General features: G+C 36.7%; 25 protein-coding genes. 13 read left to right on the top strand and 12 right to left on the bottom strand.

Annotated elements, in window-relative coordinates; translation table 11 throughout:
- Positions 1-5: 5 nt before the first annotated feature.
- On the top strand, positions 6-2,252 hold the full coding sequence (locus H4J76_RS03930) for a GGDEF and EAL domain-containing protein (protein WP_259377115.1): 2,247 nt from the start codon (positions 6-8) through the stop codon (positions 2,250-2,252).
- Positions 2,253-2,669: 417 nt separating this feature from the next.
- On the top strand, positions 2,670-2,900 hold the full coding sequence (locus tag H4J76_RS03925) for a glutaredoxin family protein (RefSeq protein ID WP_182230138.1): 231 nt from the start codon (positions 2,670-2,672) through the stop codon (positions 2,898-2,900).
- Between the two features lie 384 nt (positions 2,901-3,284).
- Here the strand turns inward: H4J76_RS03925 and H4J76_RS03920 are convergent, their stop codons facing one another.
- A complete protein-coding gene (locus H4J76_RS03920) occupies positions 3,285-4,511 on the bottom strand; it encodes a DEAD/DEAH box helicase (RefSeq protein ID WP_182222226.1) in 1,227 nt (408 codons plus the stop codon).
- Between the two features lie 642 nt (positions 4,512-5,153).
- Between H4J76_RS03920 and H4J76_RS19840 the strand changes: the two genes are divergently transcribed.
- Complete coding sequence (locus H4J76_RS19840) at positions 5,154-5,279, top strand: hypothetical protein (RefSeq protein WP_259366378.1); 126 nt, start codon at positions 5,154-5,156, stop codon at positions 5,277-5,279.
- A 164-nt stretch (positions 5,280-5,443) separates the two neighbouring features.
- On the opposite strand, the gene H4J76_RS03915 is transcribed toward H4J76_RS19840, so the two are convergent.
- The 3 genes from H4J76_RS03915 to H4J76_RS03905 all read right to left on the bottom strand — a co-directional run bounded on the left by H4J76_RS03915 (position 5,444) and on the right by H4J76_RS03905 (position 8,771).
- Positions 5,444-6,214: an ABC transporter substrate-binding protein gene (locus H4J76_RS03915; RefSeq protein ID WP_182230137.1), complete on the bottom strand. Its 771-nt coding sequence runs from the start codon at positions 6,212-6,214 to the stop codon at positions 5,444-5,446.
- Positions 6,215-6,608: 394 nt separating this feature from the next.
- A complete protein-coding gene (locus H4J76_RS03910; RefSeq protein WP_182222228.1) occupies positions 6,609-7,598 on the bottom strand; it encodes a transposase in 990 nt (329 codons plus the stop codon).
- A gap of 213 nt (positions 7,599-7,811) precedes the next feature.
- A complete protein-coding gene (locus H4J76_RS03905; protein ID WP_182230136.1) occupies positions 7,812-8,771 on the bottom strand; it encodes an MBL fold metallo-hydrolase in 960 nt (319 codons plus the stop codon).
- An 813-nt stretch (positions 8,772-9,584) separates the two neighbouring features.
- Here H4J76_RS03905 and H4J76_RS03900 point away from each other — a divergent pair.
- Both H4J76_RS03900 and H4J76_RS03895 read left to right on the top strand, forming a co-directional pair.
- Positions 9,585-10,196 (top strand): hypothetical protein, encoded by a 612-nt coding sequence (locus tag H4J76_RS03900; protein WP_182221636.1) that lies wholly within the window; start codon positions 9,585-9,587, stop codon positions 10,194-10,196.
- Between the two features lie 642 nt (positions 10,197-10,838).
- Entirely contained in the window at positions 10,839-11,387 is a 549-nt protein-coding gene (locus H4J76_RS03895) for a hypothetical protein (protein WP_182230135.1), read from the top strand.
- A 32-nt stretch (positions 11,388-11,419) separates the two neighbouring features.
- Here H4J76_RS03895 and H4J76_RS03890 read toward each other — a convergent pair whose 3' ends face one another.
- The gene (locus H4J76_RS03890) at positions 11,420-12,391 is read right to left on the bottom strand and encodes a DnaJ C-terminal domain-containing protein (RefSeq protein ID WP_182221634.1); all 972 of its coding nucleotides are present in this window, start codon (positions 12,389-12,391) and stop codon (positions 11,420-11,422) included.
- Positions 12,392-12,590: 199 nt separating this feature from the next.
- Here H4J76_RS03890 and H4J76_RS03885 point away from each other — a divergent pair, with 199 nt between their 5' ends.
- Positions 12,591-12,866 (top strand): GNAT family N-acetyltransferase, encoded by a 276-nt coding sequence (locus tag H4J76_RS03885; RefSeq protein ID WP_182214830.1) that lies wholly within the window; start codon positions 12,591-12,593, stop codon positions 12,864-12,866.
- A 160-nt stretch (positions 12,867-13,026) separates the two neighbouring features.
- Here the strand turns inward: H4J76_RS03885 and H4J76_RS03880 are convergent, their stop codons facing one another.
- Positions 13,027-13,365 (bottom strand): GIY-YIG nuclease family protein, encoded by a 339-nt coding sequence (locus H4J76_RS03880; protein ID WP_182214831.1) that lies wholly within the window; start codon positions 13,363-13,365, stop codon positions 13,027-13,029.
- A gap of 469 nt (positions 13,366-13,834) precedes the next feature.
- Between H4J76_RS03880 and H4J76_RS03875 the strand changes: the two genes are divergently transcribed.
- The 5 genes from H4J76_RS03875 to minE all read left to right on the top strand — a co-directional run bounded on the left by H4J76_RS03875 (position 13,835) and on the right by minE (position 16,317).
- The gene (locus H4J76_RS03875; RefSeq protein WP_182214833.1) at positions 13,835-14,107 is read left to right on the top strand and encodes a DUF904 domain-containing protein; all 273 of its coding nucleotides are present in this window, start codon (positions 13,835-13,837) and stop codon (positions 14,105-14,107) included.
- The gene (locus tag H4J76_RS03870) at positions 14,107-14,388 is read left to right on the top strand and encodes a cell division protein ZapA (protein WP_182214834.1); all 282 of its coding nucleotides are present in this window, start codon (positions 14,107-14,109) and stop codon (positions 14,386-14,388) included. Before H4J76_RS03875 ends, H4J76_RS03870 begins: the two co-directional genes overlap by 1 nt.
- A gap of 91 nt (positions 14,389-14,479) precedes the next feature.
- The gene (gene minC / locus H4J76_RS03865; RefSeq protein WP_182214836.1) at positions 14,480-15,199 is read left to right on the top strand and encodes a septum site-determining protein MinC; all 720 of its coding nucleotides are present in this window, start codon (positions 14,480-14,482) and stop codon (positions 15,197-15,199) included.
- A gap of 28 nt (positions 15,200-15,227) precedes the next feature.
- Positions 15,228-16,037 (top strand): septum site-determining protein MinD, encoded by an 810-nt coding sequence (gene minD / locus H4J76_RS03860; RefSeq protein WP_070374181.1) that lies wholly within the window; start codon positions 15,228-15,230, stop codon positions 16,035-16,037.
- 1 nt (position 16,038) lies between these two features.
- Positions 16,039-16,317, top strand: coding sequence for a cell division topological specificity factor MinE (minE, locus tag H4J76_RS03855; protein ID WP_070374180.1), 279 nt, complete (start codon positions 16,039-16,041; stop codon positions 16,315-16,317).
- Positions 16,318-16,453: 136 nt separating this feature from the next.
- Here the strand turns inward: minE and H4J76_RS03850 are convergent, their stop codons facing one another.
- The 4 genes from H4J76_RS03850 to H4J76_RS03835 all read right to left on the bottom strand — a co-directional run bounded on the left by H4J76_RS03850 (position 16,454) and on the right by H4J76_RS03835 (position 22,093).
- A complete protein-coding gene (locus H4J76_RS03850) occupies positions 16,454-17,098 on the bottom strand; it encodes a thioredoxin domain-containing protein (protein WP_182214838.1) in 645 nt (214 codons plus the stop codon).
- On the bottom strand, positions 17,095-17,538 hold the full coding sequence (locus H4J76_RS03845; protein ID WP_182214840.1) for a disulfide bond formation protein B: 444 nt from the start codon (positions 17,536-17,538) through the stop codon (positions 17,095-17,097). Before H4J76_RS03845 ends, H4J76_RS03850 begins: the two co-directional genes overlap by 4 nt.
- Before the next feature lie 70 nt (positions 17,539-17,608).
- Entirely contained in the window at positions 17,609-19,768 is a 2,160-nt protein-coding gene (locus H4J76_RS03840; protein ID WP_182230134.1) for a S46 family peptidase, read from the bottom strand.
- 237 nt (positions 19,769-20,005) lie between these two features.
- The gene (locus H4J76_RS03835; protein ID WP_182230133.1) at positions 20,006-22,093 is read right to left on the bottom strand and encodes a dipeptidyl-peptidase 3 family protein; all 2,088 of its coding nucleotides are present in this window, start codon (positions 22,091-22,093) and stop codon (positions 20,006-20,008) included.
- A 259-nt stretch (positions 22,094-22,352) separates the two neighbouring features.
- On the opposite strand from H4J76_RS03835, the gene H4J76_RS03830 reads away from it, so the two are divergent.
- Both H4J76_RS03830 and H4J76_RS03825 read left to right on the top strand, forming a co-directional pair.
- Positions 22,353-23,177, top strand: a complete 825-nt coding sequence (locus H4J76_RS03830; RefSeq protein WP_182230132.1) for a zinc-dependent peptidase — start codon at positions 22,353-22,355, stop codon at positions 23,175-23,177.
- A gap of 266 nt (positions 23,178-23,443) precedes the next feature.
- Positions 23,444-23,965 carry an NUDIX hydrolase gene (locus H4J76_RS03825; RefSeq protein ID WP_182214967.1) on the top strand — a complete coding sequence of 174 codons (522 nt, stop codon included), beginning with the start codon at positions 23,444-23,446 and terminating at the stop codon, positions 23,963-23,965.
- A gap of 54 nt (positions 23,966-24,019) precedes the next feature.
- On the opposite strand, the gene H4J76_RS03820 is transcribed toward H4J76_RS03825, so the two are convergent.
- Positions 24,020-24,340, bottom strand: coding sequence for a GIY-YIG nuclease family protein (locus H4J76_RS03820; protein ID WP_182214846.1), 321 nt, complete (start codon positions 24,338-24,340; stop codon positions 24,020-24,022).
- Positions 24,341-24,429: 89 nt separating this feature from the next.
- Positions 24,430-25,374, bottom strand: coding sequence for a response regulator (locus H4J76_RS03815; protein WP_182214848.1), 945 nt, complete (start codon positions 25,372-25,374; stop codon positions 24,430-24,432).
- Positions 25,375-25,574: the final 200 nt, after the last annotated feature.

Below are 25,574 nucleotides of genomic sequence, written 5' to 3'. Positions count from 1 at the left end.
ACATCATGAAAAAAGACTCAAAGCAGCTTACAAGTAAAAAAGTTGCTGTGCGTAAAGAGGCTATGCTACGTCTGCAAGAAAAGGGGCTGCCTGACAGTGATTCAATTACTGATGAAGCAACCACTGCTAGCCTTCTGCATGAGTTACAGGTGCACCAGATAGAGTTAGAAATGCAGAAAAATGATCTTATTCTAGCCAGAGATTCTTCTGAAGCAGCAGCAATACGCTATGAATCCTTATACGACTTTGCCCCAGTGGCTTTTTTTTCCCTTAACCGTTCAGGCCATATTACCCAAACTAATCTAACCGCTGCTAGCATGTTGGGTATTCCGCGCGCAAAAATAAATGGTTTGAGATTGGCCGCGTTTTTAACCGAAGATTCCCTGCCTCAATTCAACTCACACCTGTCGAATGCTTTTAAAGAGCTAAATCAACCCGCTTGTGAGGTAAAACTATACGTTGATAATAAATTAATTACCGTTCAGGTGATGATGAGTATCAATGACGACGGCCTCGAGTGCTTAACCGTATTAACTGATATCACCGCGCGCAAGCAAACAGAAGTAAAACTAAAACTCGCTGCTAGCGTATTTAGTCACGCCCACGAAGGTATCTTAATAACAGATATCAGGGGTAATATCCTTGAGGTTAATGACACTTTTACCCAAATTACTGGTTATAGTAGAAAGGAAGCTATTGGTCAAAACCCACGAATTCTCAAATCAGGACGTCAGTCCGATGACTATTATAGACACATGTGGAAAGCCCTGAAGAAACACGGCTACTGGAGCTCAGAAATATGGAATCGACGAAAAAATGGTGACATTTATCCCGAAATGCAATCAATTAGCGCAGTAAGTGATGCATTGGGTCAGGTAATGCACTATGTATCAATGTTCTCTGATATTACTCATCTTAAAGCGCATCAAGAGCAACTTGAACATAGCGCCCATCACGATATATTAACCGGTCTTCCCAATAGAATACTGTTGGCTAATAAGTTAACGTTGGCTATTAAGCAAAGCCAGCGACACGGAAAAATACTTGCACTTGCCTATATTGATTTAGACGGTTTCAAGAAAATTAATGATAGTTATGGGCACAACACGGGTGATCAATTTCTAATCGACATTTCAGCTAAGTTTGAGCAGTCTTTACGTGCGGGTGATTTTTTAGCGCGTATTGGCGGTGATGAATTTATCGCTGTACTTAGCGACCTCGATAATGTAAACGAATGTGAGCCGGTATTGCAGCGCATATTGACAGCTGCATCTCAAAATATTATCTGTAATGATAATATACTTAAAGTTTCAGCCAGCATTGGTGTGACGCTTTATCCGAAAAACGGCTCTGATCCTGACCTCCTACTTCGCCAAGCGGATCAGGCCATGTATATTGCCAAAGATGCAGGGAAAGGTTGTTATCGGTTTTTCGATATAGGCCCCTCAGAGGCAGATCGAACACGAAGGGAGGGTCTTGAGCGCATTCGTCAGGGGTTTGAGAAAAAAGAGTTTGTTTTATATTATCAGCCTAAAGTGAACATGAAAACCAATGAGGTGATTGGCGCAGAGGCTCTGATCCGGTGGAAACACCCTCAACAAGGCATCTTGCCACCAGGAGGTTTTTTACCCATCATTGAAGGCCATTTAATTAGTATTAAAATTGGTGAATGGGTTATTGATACAGCACTTAAACAGATGAGTATCTGGCAGACACAAGGGTTAACCATACCAGTAAGTGTCAACGTAGGTGCTAGCCAATTACAAAGTGGTAATTTTGTAACACATTTAGCGGGAGCGTTAGCTGCCTACCCTGAAATTTATCCTGAATTACTGGAATTAGAAATATTAGAGACTAGTGCACTAGAAGATGTAATTCAGGTCAGTAAACTCATGAATACCTGTGTAAAGATGGGGGTAAAGTTTGCCTTGGATGATTTTGGCACTGGCTATTCTTCGCTAACTTACCTTAGACGCCTACCCGCTGATATTTTAAAAATTGATCAGACTTTTATTCGAGATATGCTTACAGATCCCTCTGACCTTGCCATTGTTAAGGCTGTTATCGGCTTAGCTAATATTTTCAATCGTGGTGTGATAGCCGAGGGAGTTGAAACAAAGGCTCACGCTGAAAAACTACTGTCGCTTAACTGCACTATTGCGCAAGGCTACGGAATTTCTCGCCCCATGCCGGCGGATGATTTTCCTTTGTGGTTGGAGAGTTGGCATATAAATCCAATTTGGACAGCGTAAGATTTCAATTAGAGAAGTTTGTTAAGGTTTTTAGGTCAATTGAGTTTACAAAAAATAATGCCAAGGCAATCATTTGAACGTTAAGTTTGGTGGTTTAGTTGTCTGTCAGGGGAAAGGTAGAACTACATATTCTGAATGCTGTAAACCGTCCAAGAAACTAATGATGTTCACATTTGTAAAGTGGATAAAACCACAAATTAAAAAAAGTTTAATTGTTAATGTTTTTCTGTTGGCAGCTCTAAGCAGAAACGATTAAATTCAAAACCCAAACAACTAGTTGATATATTTTTATCACCTTGGTTTAACAAAGTAGCTTAATTTTCTTTGTATAAAATTGAAAGTTCGGTTAATTCATCTTTGTTTTTTCTGAGAGTTCAGTAAAATAGTGAATCTTTAACAATTCTGCAAAGGTTAGTGATGAAACGCGTTGTTTTATATATTTCAGATAAATGCCCCCATTCTCGTGAAGCTCAAAAATACTTGGATAATAACGGCATAAAATACAGATTAACCAATGCAAAAATGCAGCGCGGTAGAAAAGAGCTTGACGCTGCCGGAGCTAGCTCTTTACCCGCCCTTAAAATTGGTAATGCAGTCATGATTGGCTGGAATCTAAAAAACTTTAAGAAACTCTATGCCGAAGATTAACAAGCTCAATTATCTCATTAGATAATTGAGTAACCAACGAGCACAGAATGCTTGATTACTCTATTTCGAATGGATAAAAAGATAGAAAAGTAGGGCACCATATAATCTGCCCCTGAGCATTATAATAATTAATGATCACTTATTGCGTATTACTGAGCAACGAATAGCACCCAATAGGTGTGGTTAGCCATTACCGCATGCGCACTAAAATTAATCGCTAAACATTACTTAATGTATGGTGCTCATTTGCACAGCAACTAGGTTAATGCTGATAATTTTTTGCCCAGTGTGCTTATCTTCACCGCAAAAAAAGCATCCTAAGGCATCGAGAGTTGATATGTGTAGCCGAGCTAAAAATCTCTAGTTGGCTACTTTATAGCTATCTTATTTTCTTTTTTTTCTTGTGCTATTCGTTCTGTTCGTTTTATTTGTTTTACTTACCTTTTTTTTGACTTCTTTAGGTAATTTTGAAAACTCTTTATGAAAAGGCTGCTCTGTAACAACAGGAATGACTTGTCCTATGCTATTTTCGATATTAATTAATTGCCTCATATCATTCTCTACAGCAAATGAAATGGCCATTCCACTTTTACCGGCGCGAGCAGTTCGACCTATACGATGTATGTAATTTCTTGGATCTTCAGGAAGGTTATAGTTAATAACTAAAGTAATATTATTAACATCAATTCCGCGAGCAGCAACATCAGTGGCAACTAATACTCTTAGATTTGAATCTTTAAAGTTTTGTAGCGCTTCCTCTCTAACTGCTTGTGTTTTACTACTGTGAAGGCTAGCGGCTGTTATTGATGCTTTTTCTAATGCTTTAACAATGATGTCAGCGCCATACTTTGTTTTACAAAAGATAAGCACTTTTTCAAATTCAGGTTTTTGTAATATATTAAAGAGTAAAGGTACTTTATTCGCTTTATCAAGATGGTATACGCTTTGATTAACCAAATCGATAGTGACCGTTTCAGCCGCAACTTGAATTTTTATTGGATCTGTTAATATTGCTTCTGCCAGTATTTCTATTTCAGCGGGCATAGTCGCTGAAAACAATAGTGTTTGTCGCTTCTTTGGCAGTTTAGATATAATGGTTTGAACATCTTTAAAAAACCCCATATCAAGCATAGTATCGGCTTCATCTAAGACAAATATTTCTAACGCCTTAAAATTTATATCACCCGTTTCAATTAAATCTAATAATCGTCCAGGGGTTGCCACTAAAATATCAAGTCCAAGCGCGATCGAGTCAACTTGAGCTTGTCTTCCTACACCACCATAAACAACCTTAGTTTTAAGTTCTAAACCTTCAGAGTAGTCATCAATGTTTTGCATTATTTGCGAGGCGAGCTCTCTCGTTGGCGTTAGTATTAGCGAACGTGTGCTCTTCGCTTGAATATCTATTTTATTTCGACCAAAATTATTGATAATAGGCAGTGAAAAAGCCGCCGTCTTTCCTGTTCCCGTTTGCGCTATACCAAGAAGATCATTCCCATTAATAAGAGCCGGAATACATTCTTTTTGGATCGGTGTAGGCTGTTTATAGCCCTTAAGAGTAACGCGATCAATAATTGACTCTAAAAGTGAAAATTCTGTAAATTCTGACATGCTGCCTCGGTGTCCTTTAATCAATAGCCGACTATTCTAACAGAATGCTTTAATATATTTAAGACGTATTAAAGATGGCTTTTTCTGACGGATCCTCACAAAAGATCTTATTAAAATTATAATTAAGTAACTAAGTGCTCTGACCCCTTGATTTTTCTTTCACGGGGGGGACTTTACGGGATAGTTAATTTAAAAAGGATACATTGACAGTAAGCCTTATAAAACAAAGTATATATAGATTGTATTTACCTTCGACCTTAGGCAGCTTTCGTATCCAAAGTGACTAAAATCCCCTTATTGCAATGATCGGTTTCTCCAGCTTTGCAGTAATTAGGTATTAGTTGAGCCTTGGGGGAACTTCTAGCCATATACGGTCATTGAGCTTTTAAGAAACCATGATCATATCCAGGGTAAGTTTAACTAAAATTTACAGTTCGTTTTTAGGGCTGGTTTAAGCTCAAGGCAACTGTGGATTTCGAATTTCAAATGTTAACTATTCGCCTAAATTTAGAATGATAAATCAAAGTTCGCCTTACAATAACAAGAGTTTACTACCAACGGATAAAACTCCGTTAGTATGTATATATTGAAGATCAACAAGTTGATTTTATTAAAAAGACGCTTGAGGGATAAAGTTTATATGTGGGTAAAGCACCACCCGCTGCTCATATACATATTTTTGTTAGTAAGGAGTTATTTGATTTACGCAAGCAGTTACTCAATGAGCCCTTTGAAGAAGCAAGAGCAGAACCTAAATTGGTTGTATAATGATTGATGAATCGTTTAAGATTTTTTTTGTTAAAAAGTTCAGGTGAATGCTAATGGGAATTTAAGACGGATCCCGTTCTAAATTTTTCAAATCCTGTGGGTTATGAAAAAACAGTCGATGACAATGTGACAGCTTTCCCATGCCAAAGTGATATTTATAAAGCTTAAAGACCATATTTAGCTAATATTTCCTTATATTGACCCTGTTCTTTGATCTTGACCAAACAGGCATCAAAATTATTTAAAAACTGTTCTTTATTTTCTATGTTTTTTGATGCTTTTGATACAGTAAGAAAATAATTTTTCACTTTGATATTGTAATCTAACACTCTAACTTTTGATTTGATATTCAGTACATTCGCACGCCAATAAAATGTTTCTTTGGAGTTAATCATAATGTCAAACCTAGGTTTTTCTGCGAGTAATTGTTTAAACATTGCGTCAACATTATACCCATCAAAAACTTGTTTCTTTAGACGTTTATCCTTAATTATTTGCATTATTTCAGGCGTGTGTGACAAACCTGACAGATGGCCAATAACATAAGGAGACAAGTCATTCAGTTCATTAATTTCAATGCTACTTTCTGCACTTACCACAAAACCATAATCACTGGTAAACATAGGCTCTTTACTATAAATAACAAAATTTTTGCGAAATTTATTGTAAGAATAAATACTAATGTCAATTTCACCTGATTGCATGTAAACGTGGGTTCTTTTAACAGGAAGTTTTATGAATTTTTGTTGGTATACTTTATTGTCTACACATTTTTCGAGAATGTCTTTTGCCACACCTTTAAGTGATTCCTCTTCGTTATTTAAGAAAAAAGGAGGCCAATCAATGTCATTTAATATTAAAGGCACTCTCATTGATGCGGAGACTTTAAAGCATGCCAGTAGTAAAAATAGTATGATTCTTTTTTTATAAATCATTAAGACAACATAAAAGACATTTGGTAAGTTTAAATATAGGATAAATATTACACGCTATCAAAAATTCTTATAGATTAATTTGTAGACTACGTAGTTAAGAACATATTTTTAAAAACTTATAAATTATTATGCCACCCATGATAATTCTCCGCAGTAATAATGCTCTGAAATATAAATTATTATGCCACCCATGATAATTCTCCGCAGTAATAATGCTCTGAAACACAGCTATCGATTGGTCAGCAACAATTCATGTACTTCATATTATAAGCCTTTGCCTATCGATTTTTATAGATGTTGATTAAATGAGTGAATTTCAGGCAAGCTTAACTTGTTACCTAAAGGTAGCCGTATTTTTTTGCTGTCTTAGTGTGGTCTTTGAATCTAGTTAAGTTTACGCGCTATCCAAACAAGCTTGAGCATTTGCTTTACCGTGTGCGCGCTTTAACCCCACGTGCTCAGTAAATTCACACAAATGCTCTGCGGTGCCGACCGCGCCCGTGAATATACCTTCAAAGTTTGTGGTGAGTTTGAGCCAACTTTCATCGCTGATGTGAAGTCTTGACAGTATATTTGCGGTTTTAGTCACGATAGCGCCTCGTTTGTCTGCTCTTATTACGCGACCTGTTTCATCTACAAGGGTTAAATAGTCCTTTAAGCTAAAGCGGATACCGGAGGTTTTAGCTTGCTGTTCATTGCCCGTAAAAGGTAATAACCTTGTCGGTTGCTCTCCTGTAATGGCTGCTTTGATACGCAGTTGAATACTGGTAAAACTCGATTGCTCAGGTGTTGGAGCAATGCCTGCCCGCACTGGATTTAAATCTACATAAGCCATACAAGCAAGTAATGCCCCTTCATCGAGCAGGGCTTGTGATTTAAAGCGTCCTTCCCAAAAGTGCCCCGTGCATTCATCTTCTTTATTGGCTTGTCGAGCAATAGGCTCATTTAATGCTCGCATAAACCAACTGATATCGATTAAACGCTGTTTATAGACCTGTGCTGTTTCTTCAACTATTTCCATTTCGAATGTCGTTAATGTAGTTAATGATTGCTGTCGCTGATATTGACCGGTTAATAGGGTGCCTTTAAACAACGTATGCCAACGGGACAGTACCTCGAGCGTCGTCCAGTTGTTAACTTTTTCACTATCAACATGAAGGACTAAATGTAAGTGATTATTCATGACAGCGTAAGCACAAATGCCAATAGCAAAGACTTGAGATAATGTAAAAATGCGCTGTTCAATCCAATGGCGCCTGTGCTCATAACTGACACCGGTTTCTTTATCAACACCACATAAAAAGGCTTTTCGAACGGTTTGACTGCAAATATGATAATACGGCGTATCAGATAAACTAATTTGTTGTGAACGAGGCTTGGGCATAACAATCACCACACTTATAAGAGTGTAAATTAAGTGTAGTTTATTGTTGAAAAAACAAACAAGTTATTATGGGTGGCTTAATTAGTGATCCTATTGCAGCTATAGTCTATTGTTATGTTTTTTAGCCTCAAAATATTTAAGTGATATCAATAGTGAACTGACTGCAATATCACCTAAATTGAATAAGGCTTTCCAAAAGTAGGAATAATTACTTTAAGAGGATCCATGTTTAATTTCTTCATTAAGAGTTTCAATTGGATCATTATATCCCTCATCAGTTAACTTAAAAGTTCCAAAGTGAATACCGATCATCTTCTTACTCTCTAGGTCTCTAAATGCTTGTAAAGAATCCTTTGGGTTAAGGTGGGCATCTTTCATGAACCATCTAGGTTCATATGCTCCAATTGGAATCAAAGAAAGATCCGGTGCACCAAGTTTCTCTTTAATTTTTTTAAAAAACTTTCCATATCCGGTGTCTCCTGCAAAGTAGATCTTATAATTATTTTCAATATAGAATCCACCCCAAAGCATTTTCCTTTTATCGAATAGACCTCTGGCTGACCAATGCTGGGAAGGAACAAAAGTAATCTTAGTATTATTAGCTGTTATATTTTGCCACCAATCCAGATCGACAGCGGCTTCAATTCCATTATCTTCTAGAAATGACTTTGTTTTCAATCCTGCAACGAATTTGGGGGCATCTCTATCGTTTAATCGCTTAAGCGTATCAACATCTAGATGGTCATAATGATTATGAGATATAAGAACGATATCTATTGATGGCAGATCATCAAAGGCAATACCAGGTTTAACGACTCTTTTGGGTCCAGCAAATTGAACAGGTGAAGCTCTGAGTGAATAATGAGGATCTGTTAATATGTTTAAATTATCAATCTGAATAAGAACTGATGCATGGCTGATCACAGTAATTATTGGCTTTACCGATCTTTGGCTAGAGGGTTTAAACTGCTTGGAGTCAATTTTATCTGGCCAAGGAGTAGACTCACTTATAGCCTTAATTCTCCAACTGAGTAGGTCAAATATACTTTTATCGCTAAAAGGCTCAATGTTATCAAATTTCACACCGTCAAAAGGAGCATTAGTCTTTTCATAAGGTTGAGATACACAAGAGGATAGTAAAAGGGTAAATATTAACGCTGATAGTTTTTTCATTTAGCTTGCTCATTTTTTCTTAGTCTTTATTTAAAACCAAAAACATATTAATTAACGTATAGGCTTAGCTATTAAATTAAAAGTTAATGAATATACTTTTAATATGTAAGGAAGCTCCAATTAAAAACTAGACAAACTTTATGAAAGTAAGCTTGAAGAAGCTATGCATGGCTAGCGTAAAGGGGATATAAAATCATACGCAATTATCACGCTTAAACTGAAAAATTTAAAATACAAATTTTAGAACGACAAGTATCTTCAAAAAAATAACAGTTTATTATGGATACTTCTCAGTAATATGGTTCGAATAATTTATTAGAAAATATATCGACAAAAAGTAATGAGAAATTCCGAAAAGTGCACAGTTGCAGTTCAACAGTGAACGAGCTCTGCTGGTTCAGTTGACCTAGACAAATATTAAAAATATTTATCCCTTTTTAGCATTAGAATTCATACGATCCACGAACTAAAAAAGTTCACACTCTTAACTATAAAATAACATTTTACCGTGTTTAAATTCGCTAGTTATTGATGTTAATGCCTGCTCTTGTATCAAAGCAGTCAGTGGTAAGTCATATTGAAACGCTAACGTTTACCACTTAGTTATAAGCTTTTGTGAACCAAAACCATCCCTCTTGATGGACAGTTTAGATACGAAAAAAGACGTTATATCTGATACTTATAAAAAATGAGACCCAGTCGACTCTAAATAGCAATTAAAGGCTTTGGATAGTTTTTTTGGATACATTTCAGATTGAGAATCAAAAAGCAGTACGATATGATTCTGGTATACAACTATAATAGTGAATCATAATGGCCTTAACTTATAACAAAACTATACTTTGGTTTTCCTTGGCTTTGGGACTGTTAATAAGCACCTATGGCTTTGTAGCTGGCCCTATAAGTCTGTTGTCTCTAATAGATGTTGTAAAAGGAAACAAACCCTTTAGTGAACTTCATAAACCTAGACCTTTCAGCGCTGTTATCAAAAGAGGGCCTGATGTCGCCCTCGATGATGATAATGTATATATGTCCTCCACTAATTTTAAATACGATATCTACAATATTTTATCTATATTTCTTGCAAATAAGACACAAATAGAAATAGATTCAATTAAGCGCAACCTTGAACCCCTCAGTAAATTACGTCAAGTATATTGGGAATCTAACCGTTACGTAAAAATAACAGAAGAGCAAAGTAATTTAAAAAAAGAATATGATGGAAGGATTACAGGCGGGTATGAATGGGAAATCGACACTAGAACACTCAAGTATTTATTACAAAATATCCCAAAGAAAGAAATTTTATTGTCACTTAAATCTAACAATATCTTAACTAAATCATCGGATATTAGAATTCAGAGTAAAAGTGTTATGTTTGAATTTTCACCTACTGGTCGGTTATTACGAATATATTCTAGGTAGTAATAAAAGAGTCGACATAAAAAGTTGCTATGGTGTCAAAGAGCAACCAAACCTAACTTTCTAGGAAATAAATACGTTAAGTTTACCGCTCACCAAAGACGATTCGCTAATATCTCATGTCCGCTTGAAGTTATGTCCTGAATTTAGAAAGTGAGCCTACTACCTTCAACTAAGCGCACAAAGAACTAAGCCGCTGAACATGAACTAACGTTGTGGTGGTTTTTGTCTATCAAAATGATGGTAGTTTGATGCCTTCTGAATACTAAAACAGTTCAAAAAAACATTGATACTAATGACCGTTTGTCTGATCACTTGTACTAGATAAGCCTAGACTAATGTCCGATATCGTATCTAAAACGTCTTTAAAGTTACTCTGTGCTGACGAACGTTTGCTGAAATACTGAGGGTTAAAGCTATTTATCCAAAAGACGTAATGGTGGAGCACTTGTCATTATAAAAATAACTAGTAACATCTGTTTTTAACAATACGCTACTAATGACTGATTAATAGCTAAAAGTTATTGATGGGGCAATGTCGATGTTATTTAGTGGCTGGATTCAATGTTATTGACTTACGGTTTAAATGCAACTCGGGGCAAAGCTATTGTCATAACTCAAGGTGTTAATGGGTAAATAAGATTTATGAATATAGTGATAGTTTCAGATGTTTTTGGTATGACCCCCGCTTTAATAAAACTAAAAGATAAACTCGGGGTAACGACTATTGTTGATCCATATAATGGAAAAAGTATGGATTTTAAAAATGAAGCTGAGGCATATTCATACTTTATGGCTGAGGTTGGACTTGATCGCTATATTTCAATAGTCTTAGAGGCCTTGGTGTCGCTTGATGGAAAAACAACACTCATTGGGTTTAGTATTGGGGCCTCGGCTATTTGGAGAATTTCTCAAACAAATGAAAATAATTTTATCAAACAAGCTTTTTGTTTTTATAGCTCACAAATAAGAAATTTCACCCAAATAGACCCGTATTTTAAAATAAATTTAATCTTTCCTAAAAATGAAGCTCATTTTGATGTTATTGAGCTTATAAAAAAGCTTGAAGTTAAAGCTAATGTTAAAATAACACAAGTAGAGTACCTACATGGTTTTATGAATTATCATTCGAATAACTTCAATAATACCGGTTATCAAAAATATGTTACTTTGTTGAGAACCATTACCCGTTAGTCTTTCCCCTCAGCAGACGCTAAATACTTTGTTTAACTACTTTGTTTAACCTTGTCATCTTCACTTTCTTTTTTGCTAGTATCATTCGCGAGTCCTTTTAAAGATTGGTATAGCGCTTCTTCTGCTGCGGATAAGCTTTTTGGAAAAACAATTTTAAGTTTTACAAAAAAGTCTCCAGCAATTTTACCTGGTAAGCCCCGACCTTTTAGACGCATTTTAGCACCACTACTTACTAATTTAGGCAGGCTTAAATCAATTGTTCCTGTTGGTGTTGGCACTTTTACTTTTTCACCTAGTGCTGCTTGCCATGGACTAATAGTAAGCTCGGTGGTGATGTCTTGCCCTTCAATGGTATATAAGGGATGAGGGTTAAAGCCCACTTCAATATATAAGTCACCATTGTTAGCGCCGCCAAAACCTGTTTCACCTTGCTTTTGTAAACGAATTTTCTGTCCAGGTTTAATACCTTTTGGAATACTTACTTTCAAGGTTCGCGCTTTTGATTGTGCTTGTCCATGTTCATCAACCACTTGATCTTGCAAGGTAAAGCTTCGAGTTGCCCCGGTATATGCATCAGGTAAGTCAATTAATACTTTTGCATGACTGTCTCGCCCTTGCCTAGACTGAGGACCACGCGATGAATGCTGGTTTGCGTTGAAGCCGCCACCAAATAATGATTCAAAAAAATCACTAAAGTCGCCTTGACCACCGGCATTAAAATTCCCATTACCTTGCTGATATTGCTCTTGCCATTTAGGTGGCGGGGTAAAGCCTGCTTGGCCCGCCTTCCAATTACTACCCAGTTGGTCATAAGCTGCGCGCTTTTCTTTATCGCGTAACACGTCATAGGCTTCATTAATGTCTTTAAAGCGAGCTTCTGCATCTTTTTCTTTACTGACATCGGGATGAAACTTTCGTGCTAATTTCCGATATGATGTTTTAATTTCATCCTGAGACGACGTTTTATCAACGCCCATAATTTTGTAATAATCTTTATAATTCACAGTGAACTCCTGCTTAGTAAACCGGCAGATAAATATTGTCCTAATGTTAACTAGTCCAATTTGATGGTGTTATTATAAGAATAAATAAATATGATGAATGTCAGTAATGTGACACTTTCAGTAAAATATGGCAGGTAGACTTAGATCTTTCATGCTATTTTTGAAAGAAGTCGTTTTAATCTCTTTTAAGGAAAAAATAATGTCTTACACGCTCATACATAACGCAAACGAATGTAAATACGAATACCATATCGATGGCGCGGTTGCTTATATCACTTACGATGATCAAAACGGTAATATGCACTTAACCCATACTATTGTTCCTGATGAGCTAGCGGGGAAAGGCCTAGCAAAAACACTGTTAGAAGATGTTCTTCAGCAGATAAAAATTGATAATAAAAAAGCGGTTGCGCAGTGTTCATACATTATCAAATATTTAGAAAAACACCCTGAAGCAAGTCACTTATTTGTATAATTATTGACAATAAAAAGCGTCATTAGCGATGAGTTTTAAAATGAATAAAGTCACTTTTATCTATAGGCGCTTATAACCAATCTGTTATTTCCATAATGTTGACCGTCATCTTAATAGTATATTAATCAGTACTTATTAAGATCAACCCTATAAAAATAGTTTAGTTCACGCTTAAAACGGGTATTTTTAACACTTCTCTTTTTAATAGGCTTCTTGCTATTTCAGGCGATACTTCATAAAACTCGTTAACGTATTTTTTCGCATCAAAATACTGTCTTATCTGCTTTTTAACTTTACACGGATTTTCGCATGCCAAAGAAAAAAAGAGTTGATAATGGCCTGGGCTCTTCTTTGACAGCGACTTTGCATATTCTTCAGTATTGCTTGAAGTACACCCTATTCTAATTACATTTGAAAAAATAGAATGTGTCATTATGTAGACATTGCCAAACGAAACATTATCAAGTGGGTTAACCAAGCGGGAATTTTTTAAGCTCATAAGTTTGTTCTCATTGAGTAATAAAATGTAGTGACTTATTGTCTTTATCTTTATCTATGACGTTATTTTATCGAGTTCTTTGTCTCGAATATTGATCTCGAACTGTTATTTATGTCGTTGCGTTATTATTTGAACGCAGACTTGATGCGGGTCAATGTTTTAGTTATTGATAAGTAGGTTAGAGAAAGGTCAGTTAATTTAGTGATACAAAAGGGTCGAGATTAAGATAGTTTGCGTTGCTAAATGCGTATTGGTGTTAATTAATATAAAAATTTACCGGCTAGACTTCTTATATTTGCCGCTTGTTATTTGGTCGAAGCGCTTGTTTTTTAAACGTGATTTATTAATCTATTCTATCTTTAATAATTGTTACACAAATTAAGGCGATAATTGTCGTAAAAAGTAGCATTCTGCCTCACTTTATATTAAATTTGCCGCCCTTAATTAGTACAGTTAACCAGAGCGCCTTATGAACGAAAATACTCTCCCACAACTCGAACAACTGATCGAAAAAATCATTGATAAAAATAACCAATTAAAAAGCCAAATAGCAGAATTAGCAGAGCAAAAAGCAGGCTTAGCTCAGCAAGTGGCAGAATTAGCAGAGCAAAAAGCTTTGCTTGTCGATGAAAATGAAACCTTTCAGCTTGAAGTCTTAGAAGGTGAAGAAAAACAGAAACAAACAAATAATGTATTAACTGCTTTATTAGCTAAATTGCAAAGTGCAGAAGAGCTTAGTTAATGTCTATTAAAGACTCTAATGGCATCAGCATTGAAATTATGGGTAAGCTACATCAGTTTTCTTGCCCAGCTGAACAGGCAGAGGATTTAAAGGAAGCGGCTAGTAAACTTGCTGTTATGTGCGATGACATTAAACAGCAAAGAGGAAATGCTAGCAGCGAGCGTGCTTTATTAGTTGCGTCAATTAATTTAAGCTATTCATTATTAATAGCAAATAATAAAATTGAGCAAAATCAACACAGACAAGAAGTGTTGATTTCGACACTTAAAAACGCTTTATAAACACTTTCACCTTTTCTAGTATTGCCACTATCGCTGAGTAAGTTAAGATAGTGGTAATCATCGTTACTTTATACTTAGGAAAAATTTAGCTATGGCTGATGCTAGCATTGAATTTAAAGGTTCAAGCTTTACCCTGTCTGTTTTACATTTAAAAACATCAAAATTAGCAGATATTCGGTCTGATTTAGCAAAAAAAGTCGCGCAAGCGCCAGATTTTTTTTATCTTGTTCCTATTGTGGTTAGTATTGAAAAATTAGAGGGTTCGGTTGACTATCAAGCAATCAAATCATTAATTGAAGAATTCAATTTTACCTTTGTTGGCTTTACGGGGTTGATAGCTAACGAACAACGAACGTTGATCCGCGAACTTGGCTTTTCATTCGTTAATACGGCAAAAAACCAGTCTTTAGATAAAGCGCCTCGTGCAGAAAAACCAGAAATTACAAAAACTGAAACGATAGCAGATATACCAGATCGTGGACTTTTCAGCGATAAAATACATCGTGGTCAAATTCGTTCTGGTCAGCAAGTTTATGCTAAAGACCAAAATTTAGTGGTTATTGGCTCAGTATCTGCTGGAGCTGAAGTGATTGCTGATGGTAATATTCATGTTTATGGTTCGTTACGTGGTCGAGCCATTGCCGGCGCAACAGGTCACCATCATGCGCAAATATATTGCCAAAATCTTGAAGCAGAATTAGTTTCGATTAATGGTAACTATTGGCTAAGCGAGTCAATGGAGCAACATTGGGGCTCACCCGTATATATACATTTGACTGACAGTGAATTAACGTCATCAAAACTTATTTAACTTTTAACTTATAAAGGATATTCGGTCTATGGCACGAATAATAGTAGTTACATCAGGAAAGGGCGGGGTTGGCAAAACGACATCAAGTGCGGCAATCGGTCTTGGTTTGGCGTTAAAAGGTCAAAAGGTTGTGTTAATTGATTTTGATATAGGCTTACGAAATCTTGATTTGATTATGGGCTGTGAACGCCGAGTTGTTTATGACTTTGTTAATGTGATTAATGGTGAAGCCACCCTAAATCAGGCATTAATTAAAGATAAGCGTGTCAGTAGTTTATCTATATTACCTGCTTCACAAACCCGTGACAAAGATGCGTTAAATAAAGAAAACGTTGGTAAGGTTCTTGAAGAGCTTGGTAAAACCTATGACTATATAGTTTGCGATTCTCCAGCGGGTATTGAAGCAGGCGCTATGATGGCGCTTTATTATGCTGATGAAGCTATAGTCACTACTAACCCTGAAGTTTCATCGGTTCGTGACTCTGATCGAATTTTAGGTATGTTAGCTAGCCGTTCTCGCAGAGCTGAGCTTGGCTTAGAACCTATTAAAGAACATTTATTATTAACGCGTTATTCACCTAAGCGTGTTGATGATGGTGAAATGCTAAGTGTTGAAGATGTGGTAGATATTCTATCAATACCTTTATTAGGTGTTATTCCGGAATCACAAGCGGTACTTAAGGCATCTAATGCCGGTGAGCCAGTGATCTTAGATACTGAAAGTGATGCAGGAAAAGCGTATCAGGATGTGGTTGATCGCCTTTTAGGTGAAACCGTTGATTTTAGATTTTTACATGCCAAGAAAAAAGGCATTCTTAGTCGTATGTTTGGAGGATAACATGGCATTACTTGATTATTTTTTACGTAAAAAAGAAAAACAGGTAACAACCGCTTCTAAGGCGAAAGAACGTTTACAAATTATTGTTGCCCATGAGCGCAATAGTCGAAATAAACAGCCTGATTACTTGCCGCAACTCACTGCGGATATCCTTGAGGTATTGCGTAAGTACATTAAAGTCACCGATGAAAGTTTTTCGATAAACCTTGATAATAAAGGTGGCGATTTAAATGTCTTAGAACTTAATATTGAATTAAGTGATGAGAACAGTATTAACTAAGTCGATTTGATATTGTTTATCAGACCTTATTGGTAAACATAAAAAAGGCGCGTATTCTTTGAAAGAATACGCGCCTTTTTCATTTTATTTTACGATGAAATGATTAAACATTTTACCGTCATCTTTTTTTTAACACTTAGTAGGCTTCGGCGATGGCTTCTTCAACTAACTGAGTTAACTGTTCGTAGCCAAAATTAACCAGAGGTTTTCCATTAACAAAAAACTGCGGCGTTGCTCGAACTTCGAGGGTTTTACCGTCTGCGATATCTTGCATTATAACCTTGCTAACGTTTTCGCTACTGACATCACGCATAAACTGTGCGCTATCTAAAGGTAAGTCCTTTAATAACGCACGAGCACTTTGTGGTTGAGCAACATGATGGCGAGTCCAGGCTTGCTGTTTGGCAAATAAAATTTCTACTGCCGGCCAAAACTGTTCTTGTAAGTGTGCGGCTTCAAGTAGTTTAACCACTTGATCTGAACCCTTATGGAAAGGGGTGTAGCGCATCATAACCTTAACTTTACCAGGGTAGCGTTTAATTAAATTATTTACCAGTGGGTAAAAAGCTGAACATGTTTCGCAAGCAGGATCGAAAAATTCGACAATGGTCACTTTTGCCTCTAACGGTCCTTTTATTGGCGCGCCAACACGTTCAATGATGTCGAGGTTTTCAACCTTAGCGCTCTGGTGGCTATTGTTTGCTTTAAATATTGTTGCTGCGCCAATAAAAGCCAAAAGGATAATAAGGCTGGCGCTAATGAAAAGTGTTTTTTTATTCATGATGATTCCGATTTAGTCATAAAAAATAATAATAAAGCCATGAGACTAAAGGTTAGTAAAGACATCATTGGCATATTTAAGAACCCAAAAACATTGAGATGCGTTTCTGAACAAGGAATATCTTGTACGCAGGGCTGTGCGCTTTTAGGAATATAACCGGCCACTAATAACACATGAAATAATGCGGTTAGCCAGCCAAATAAAACCAATACACTCGCATAGCGGGTCACTTTAGCGTCGAATGGAAATAAAGCCATTGGTAAAATAACGACCAAAGGGTACATAGCAATTCGCTGATACCAGCACAAAGAGCAAACGGGGAGTTTAACAACCTCACTAAAAAATAAACTAGCAAGCGTGCTTATGGTGGCGAGTACCCAAACTGAAAAGAGTAACAACCAACCTTTGGATAACGTATTGTTAGCAGGTATATCGTTCATATAATCTCGTTTAGTTAACGTTAAAAATCCAGCTTAAGCCGGATTTTTAAGGTAAATAAAATTAAGTTAATTATTCAACTATATCCATTTCTTCAATAAGATTGGTCGCGCCGTCAACATGTTCCATCACCCATAACATGTATTTAATATCAACGTGAATCGATCTGTTTAATTTAGTGTCGTAATCCCAATCACCAATAATACTTTCATAAACACCGTCAAAGACTAAACCAACAAATTCTGCTTTATCGTTGAGAGTAGGTGAGCCAGAGTTACCACCGGTAATATCTAATGTGCCTAGGTAGTTTACTGGCACTGAGCCGAGTTCTTTTTTAGCGTATTCGCCATAATTTTTACTCTTAATTAACTCGAGTTGTTTTTTAGACGCATTAAAAGGTTTTATACCTGTGTCTTTTTCTACTATACCTTCAAGTGTGGTAAAAGGTGTTGCAGTGAGTCCGTCTACTGGCGAATAACCTTTTACGTTACCGTAAGTAATACGTAATGTACTGTTAGCATCTGCGTATACAGGGAGTTTTTTATCGTTAAAATAGGCGATTAACGCTTCCATATACTTAGGACGATAAGCTTGAATATTACCTGACAATTCTTCGTCTTTTTCTTCAAGTGCTTTTCTTACAGAAAAAGTCTTTACGGCAAGTTGAATAAAGGGATCTGAGCTTTTTTCAAAGTCGGCTACCGATTTATTCATCCAAGTAAGGCGAGTTTCTTGGTCAGCAATTGTTGATGTTTGATACATTTTTTCAAGCTTAGTGCTTAAGGCTTTTTTATTTAGCCCTTGTTCAAGTTCAAAAAATTCATCGATGGCGAGAATACGTTCTGATTTAGGCAATTCAACATAATGTGTCAACATAGCGAATAAGATCTTTTGATCGATATTCGCGTCGAATCGACGATTAAAGGTTTTCATGCTTTGTTCAAAACGTGCAAGATCACGTTCTTGGTAACCCCTTTCTCTCGCTACGTTTGGTTTGTTTTTTTCTACGGCTAAACGATGTAAACGATAAGCGGTGCTTAACATTTTGTTGTAAGCCATATAACCTAGAATCAAATCGCGTGCTTGATTTTTTTGGTTTTGTTTTAGGAGCTTATTTAGGCCGGTAAGTGCGTTGCCATATTTAGCTTTTCGCATTTTATCAGCATTGATCCAAGCGCTTAAGTCTTGTTCTAGTTGCTGTTTACGGGCTAACGTTGTGCCTTTATTGTAGCTTTTTATCATGCTACCGTAATTTTTTGCGTAGTTAGCTAAGCCGGCTAAGGTGCTTTCGTACTTTATTCTCGCTTCACTTTCTGGTGCAGACTCGTTATGAATTAAGTCGATAAGCTCTTCACGATAATTTTTAGCATTAGGGTAAGTCCAAGTAAATTGGTTTTCAACCTCAAGTGCAGTGCGGTAACGGTTGGTGCGTCCTGGGTAACCTAGCACCATAATGTAATCGCCTTCATCAACACTACTTTTATTCACTTTTAGGTGATGCTTTGGCTCATAAGGTACGTTGTCTTTACTAAAATCGGCGGGTTGGCCATCTTTACCGACATATGCACGATAAAAACCATAGTCTCCGGTGTGGCGTGGCCACATCCAGTTATCAACATCGCCACCATACTTACCAACACTACTTGCTGGAGCATGGACTAAACGAACATCGCGAATAGTTAATTGTTTAAATAAATAATATTCTAAACCGCCATGAAAATTGACAACACTACAACGATATTTGTCATCACTTTCACATTCAGCTACTAATGTTTTAGAGTTTTTATCTATGGCTTTATAGCGCTCAGAGCCCGACATGTTCTCGGTAATACTGCCTTTAATTAACGTGGTAACATCATTGATTTCTTCTGTTACATAGATACGACTGCCGGGTGTAGCGGGTAGCTCTTCATCAAAGGTTTTTGCTAGAAAACCATTGGCGAGTAGGTTGTTTTCTGCTGTTGAGTTGTATTGAACAGAGCCATAAACACAATGGTGATTAGAGGCAACTAAGCCTTTATCAGAAACAAAAGAAGCCGTGCAGCCACCAAGGCTGACAATAGCACCCATAGGAAAACCAGTAAGATCGGTTAAATCGTTAGGATTTAATTTTAAACCTGCTTGGGTAAGTTCTGATGCAATGCTTGGCAATTGGTGAGGTTGCCACATACCTTCATCAGCTGTGGCAAATGTTGAAGCCATCGCTAATAATAAAATCGTTGTTTTTTTCATTAGAATTCTCTGGATTGTATTAATTTATAGTTTTAATTTTATAGTTATAAGCTGCGCGTAAATATTATAAAATACTTAGTTGTCATGTTTTTACTTAATATTGCTAATCGACATTATGCCAAAGATAACTTTAAGGATAAAGAGGGCGTTTTAAGCAAAATAAACAAGGCGTATGATTATTGTGATCACACGCCTTGGTTTCTGATAACGTTTACGTTATTTTAAGAGGTTTTGACTTTAGTTTAAAACGGGCAATAAACCATAATCTTTACCATATTCCAACATCTGCTCTTGGAAGTTATCAGGGTAAGTGATTTTAACATTAGTCATTTTATCACCTAGATAAACGGCCTCTAATTTAGGGTTAACAAAACCAGAATATGGTGCTAATTTAAGTTTCTCATAACGGCTCAACACTTCTAAGTGCAATTTTTTGTCAACCTTAACCGCATAGCCTTCAATTAAAGCTTGGCCTGCAGCAAAGTCACCTTCAGACTTTATTCGTTGTAATTCACGTAATAATTGGCCAAATAATGTCCGTAGCTTTTGATAGTCGTTGACAACAAAAAAAGTTTTTCCATCACGAACTCGCTTTTCAATAACATTGTCAGTGGCACCTTTTTCAAATGCCCAACTTGCAATTAACTGGCGGTTACGCATGTGTGCTTCTTCAATATGCTCACCCTCTTTTAGACGCCTTAATTGCAACATCATGCCGTTACGAATATAACTGTCGTAGCTTGCTTTACCCACTTCTAAGCTTGGCATTGCACCCATATCAATTAATTTTTGATCCATAAGATAGTACAAGGCAATTAAGTCGGCGCGACCTTCTTCAAGGGCTGACGAATATTGCTTTAACGTTTCTTTAGGTGTGCCAACGCCTTCGTTAATTTGCCCCGAAGCATGACCAACAACTTCATGTAAATCGGTATGTAAGTGAGACGCTAACGGACCAAATTCTTTGCTGCGGGCAAGTTCAGCATCGTCCCAAACAAACTCGGCTAACGAACCACCTTTTACGTTGTCATAAGCACTAACAATATTAGTTAAGCTTACCGACTTTGAACCATGCTCAGCGCGTATCCAGTTAGCGTTGGGTAAGTTAATGCCAATAGGCGTAGAAGGAGAAGCATCGCCAGATTCAATAACAACTGTAATGGCTTTACCGGTAATACCTTTGACTTCTTTTTTCTTATGGCTTTCAATGAGTGGTGAATTATCTTCAAACCACTGAGCTTCTGCGGCAATCTTAGCAATCACCTTGGTGGCTTCGTGATCTTTTACCGAAACAACGGATTCAAATGAACCTCTGTAAGCTAGAGGATCGTCGTAAACTTCGATGAAACCATTTACTACGTCAACATCTGAATTAACGTCTTTAACCCACGCAATAGAGTAGTCGTCAAAGTCTTTTAAATCACCGCTTCTATAGTATTTAGATAACAAGGTTAGGGCTTTACGTTGTTGCTCGTTTTCAGCAACGGTTGCTGCTTTATCTAGCCAAAAGACAATTTCACTGATGGCTTTATCGTACATACCACCCACTTTCCACACTTGTTCAACTATCTTGCCGTCAATTTTTACTAATTTAGAATTCAAGCCCCAAGATACTGGACGCTTAGGGTCTACATCGACCTTATTTTTATAAAAGTCTTCAACTTCTTGTTCGGTAACGCCTTCATAATAGTTAACGGAAGAGGCAACAACATTATCAATGTTAGCAGACTGATTAACCATTTTAGGTGCGACCGTTGGGTCGAATAAAATAGGCGTTAGTAAGGCCACTAACTGCTCAGCACTTTGGTCTTTATTTAAGGGTAATTTACCTTTTTCGGCAACTGACATGACATAGCGTTCAAAAGTTTCAGGGCTAAATTCAGGGCTGAATTTACCTGACATATAATGGTGATGAATGCCGTTAGAAAACCAAACACGTTTGGTGTATTCATTGAACTTTTTGAATTCTTCGCTGCTTTTGTCTCCGGCATAATCAGCAATAACCGCTTCTAGCGTATGACGAATGGTGAGGTTGTATTTGTAGTTATGATCCCAAGTAATATCACGACCAGAAAGCGCTGCTTTATAAAGATAAAATAACAACTCTTTAGTTTCTAGAGGCAACTCTTCAAAACCAGGTACTTGATAACGTATAACACGGATATCAGCAAAACGGTCTACCTGCCATTTAAATTCATTGTTGCTAGTTGCTGTCGCTTGATGAGTTTGCTTTGGCTCTGCTTTATTGCTGCTTGTTTCTTGTTCAGAGCAGCCAGAAAAAGCGAGCACAGCTGCTAACGCTGCAGATATTTTTGATAATTTCATGTGGTTTTAATTCCAAGTATTGCCCTGCGATCGAGCCTTTTATTATAAGTATTACTTAACGCTAAAATAATACTCACAATGTCGCAATATGTATACCTGTTAACTTTATTGGCAACAATCAGTATTTAGCTTAAAAGGTTCTTTAAAGGACGGGAAAATTAATATTTAGCGTTTTTAATGATTAAATATAGCGGCAATAGCTTGATATTTAATCATAGCGGACCTACATCATAGTAAATCCTAACCAGTAAAGTTCACTATGTTGTCTTATCTTCTTCCCATATTTATTGGCGTTTTACTTATTGGCTATTCTGTCGGTAAGCCTTACTGGCGAGAATATCAGCGAGATAAAATAAGGCGTCAGCCATTTAAAAAAACATGGCGAAAAATCATTCAACAAAGAATGCCTTATTTTGGACAAATGCCAACAGATTTACAGTTGCAGTTAAAGCAACATATTCAGGTATTCTTGGCGGAGAAAACCTTCGTTGGTTGTAACGGTGTTAAAATAACCGATGAAATACGTATAACTATTGCTGCCCAAGCATGTCTATTGTTGCTTAATCGCAAGACTAATTTTTACCCTAAATTACAAACCATACTGGTTTACCCTCGGGCTTTTATTAAGCAACAGCAAAATATGGGGACTGATGGCTTAAGATACCAACAAAAAGTAGCATTGGCGGGTGAATCATGGGATTTTGGTAAAGTTGTATTATCTTGGCAAGATACTTTAGACGGTGCAAAAATACCTGATGATGGTCGTAATGTGGTCATTCATGAGTTTGCCCATCAGCTAGACCAAGAAAATGGCAGCGCTAACGGTGCGCCTATACTGGATGAAGGGCAGAGCTATCAAGGTTGGTCTGCTGCTTTTTCTCTACAATTTGAACAGTTAAAGATGCAAGCAAGAACCGGAGCACCCTCATTATTTGATTATTACGGAGCAACAAATCCGGCTGAATTTTTTGCTGTTACCAGTGAAGTATTTTTTGAACAAGCTAAACAGTTTCATGCTAAGTATCCGATGCTCTATCAGCAACTTAAAAATTATTATCATGTTGATCCTGTTCACTGGGCTTAATATTCATATGACAGATAACATCACTTTAATAATGACAAATCTGGTGATTATTCTAAAGTACTTTATTGATATACTAAAATAATAGCGCAAGCTCCTGTTATTACTGGGTACTATTTAGGCGGAGCTATAAAATCTTCGGCTAATCTATCTTCACTGTAGTAAGATGCTCATAACTTGTTGTTTAAAATTATTACGGTTAGGGCGTGGAGTTAACAACTTCTTGTTTTAATGGTGATGATTTTCTAGATATTTCTAAAGATCCTGCTATGCGTTTACTAAAATCAACTATTCATCCTGACATTCGTGATATGTCAGCACGCCAATTTACTCGAAAAGCAACGCGGGCTATTGTCTTAAAGGGTGAAGATATACTTTTGCTGTATACCAAGCGGTATCATGATTACAGTTTACCCGGTGGCGGTATCGACGAAGGTGAAAGTAATGTTGCCGGTTTGGTGCGCGAGTTAAAAGAAGAAACTGGCGCACATAATGTGCAAAATATTCAAGCGTTTGGTTTATATGAAGAATTTAGACCTTGGCATAAGCCCGACTTCGAACTTATTCATATGGAGTCTTACTGTTATATTTGTTCAATAGATGAAGAGTTACTTGAACCCGAGCTTGAAGCGCATGAAATTAATAATGGTATGCATCCAATTTGGATGAATATACATCAAGCTATTAGTCATAATGAGCAAACAATAGCGAATAGTCTAAAAAAGGGACTTTCTATTGAACGTGAAACTTTTTTGTTAAAGCTTATTGTTAGTGAGCTACTAGTCAAATAGGGTTAAGTGGTTTTATTGTGGCTATTGTCTGGGGCAGGACGTTTTTCACAAAAATTAGTCAGTACTTACTTCATTAGTAATGGCAATTCTTAAGGTTTCTCTTTTTAATAGTTTTGCTGCGACCTCTGCCGATACTTGGTAAAACTCATTAACGTATTCTTGTGCGTTGAGATATTCGCGTATTTTCTTTTTTATCGCGCACGGGTTGTTACACGCTAAAGAAAATACCAGCGAGTAATCACCTGGCGAGTTTTTTGATAGTAACCGAGCGTATTCGACCGGATCATCTGGAGTACAGCCTATTCTTATCACATCTGAAAAAAAAGAGTGAGTCATCACATAAACGTTACCCGTTGAAACAGTGTCTTTTTCCATGTCTTTTATAAACTTCTTTTTTATATTAAATAGTTTAAAGGTACTTTATCTTTGAAATAAAGTACCTCATCAAATAAATATGTACGGGCTTAAACTACTTTTAAATAGTCTTTAATTATTTTTGCGCCATTACTGGCTTGAATTGGCTTAAAAATAAAACCAGAAACGCCACTTGCTTGGCATTCATCGACGAGTCCTTTATCGGTAACAGAAGACAACATTACCACAGGTACATTTGAGCCACTGGCACGAATAGCTTTCAATGCCTCGTTACCGTTCATCTTAGTCATCACGACGTCCATGAAAAGGAAGTCAGGTGCTTGATTTTTTACCGCTTCTACCGCAGTACTACCATCGTCTGCTTCAATGACATTTTCATAACCTAAACCGGCTAAAAAGCGTTTTATTGCTTTTCGTATCATCGCACTATCGTCAACAAGTAATATTTTACTCTCTAGTGGTAAAGGTGTGCTGTGTGGATTTGCAATGCCTGAGCTTTGTTCTCTTTCAACATTACTGGTTTGAAAATTAACATTACGCACCAATAAATTAAAATAGTAACGACCAACACCTTCAACGGTAATTGGTACAGTTATTATTTCTTTAACGCCTGCTAAGTATTTTTCCATATCTTTAAAATTATGGATAAAATATGGGCTAGAAAAATCAAATTTTAAGTTGTTGCGGCTCAGTAAATCAGTTGCTCGACCAACAATGGTATTGCCCCATTCTGCTAAAGCATTACTTAACTCATCATTTATTTCTGTGTAATCATATGCTTCATCAAACATATTTTGGCAAACAGAATTACCAATAGCTACTGCGGTTTCTGGGTAATGATGCATCATAATTACCCCATCTAAACAGCCGGTAATATCAGAGCAAACGGCATAACCTTTAAAACGAAAGTCTTCAACTTTATCCATAAAAGCTTCGCCGGCGCTCCCCGATAAACTGGTCATCGATTTTAAGCTAGCAATAGATTCATTAATGAAAGGATGTAAAGTGACCTTATAAATTGTATCAATAGACATGAAATATCCGCATATATTATTTTTATTGTGCGAATAAAATACTAGAGCAAATAAGGTTTTGCAAGCAAATACCCTAGGCGATTAACGAGCTTTGATTATTTTTTTTAATAATATATCAAGCACTAATCACTTCTGTGTTGATACTGGTGAAAAAACAACCAAAAACTTTAAGGATTAAGTAGAGAAAATAGAGTTTTTAC

The sequence above is a fragment of the Colwellia sp. BRX9-1 genome, assembly GCF_014077195.1.
GTDB lineage: Bacteria > Pseudomonadota > Gammaproteobacteria > Enterobacterales > Alteromonadaceae > Colwellia_A.
Note: the sequence above shows the minus strand (reverse complement) of the source record. Positions and strands in the feature narration are given on the sequence as shown.